Genomic DNA, 692 nt, shown 5'->3' on the forward strand with positions numbered 1-692 from the left:
CATCTAACGAATGTAGAAAATAAGTTTACCCAAAAGATCGATGATATTTCGAAAGAGGTTAAAGGTGATGCCTTGTTGTGGAGTGATAAAGTCCATGCCTTTGTAGCGCAGCATGAAAAGAAGGAAGAAAAAGAAGACAGCACAGTTGTAGTGACACAAGAAAACAGCAAGATAACGTCTCTTGCAGCTGGAGCTGTCAGTGAAACTTCAACAGACGCCGTTAATGGCTCACAGCTTCATACCTTGGGCACTGTGGTTGCTACGTCTTTAGGTGGTGGTGCTGTCTATAAGGATGGGAAATGGACTGCTCCTAGTTTCAAGGTTAAAACAATCAAGGAAGATGGGAGTGCTGTTGAAGAGCAGAGCTATAATAGTGTAGCGGAAGCGTTTGCAGGCGTTGGCAGTTCTTTCACGAACATTCATAATGAGATTAACAAGGAGATTAGCAAAGTCGTAGGCGATAGCCTTGTTAAGCAGGATGAAAAGACAAAGGTTATCAATATTGGTAAAGAAGTAGAAGGCAGTGAAATCAATATTGCCAATAAGGCAGGTGCGGATCGGACTCTTTCTGGTGTGAAGGCAGCGACCAAGGATAATGAAGCCGTTAACAAAGGTCAGCTTGAGAAAGGTTTAACGGATCTTTCCAACAGTCTTCAGTCTGATGAATCAGCAGTTGTTCATTACGATAAAAA

1 pseudogene is annotated in these 692 nt (G+C 42.3%); it reads left to right on the forward strand.

Annotated elements, in window-relative coordinates:
- Window positions 1-692 (forward strand): annotated as a pseudogene (locus ACFIK8_RS11590) (hypothetical protein); the annotation flags it as partial.

The sequence above is a fragment of the Bartonella sp. MR168JLCBS genome (assembly GCF_042194175.1).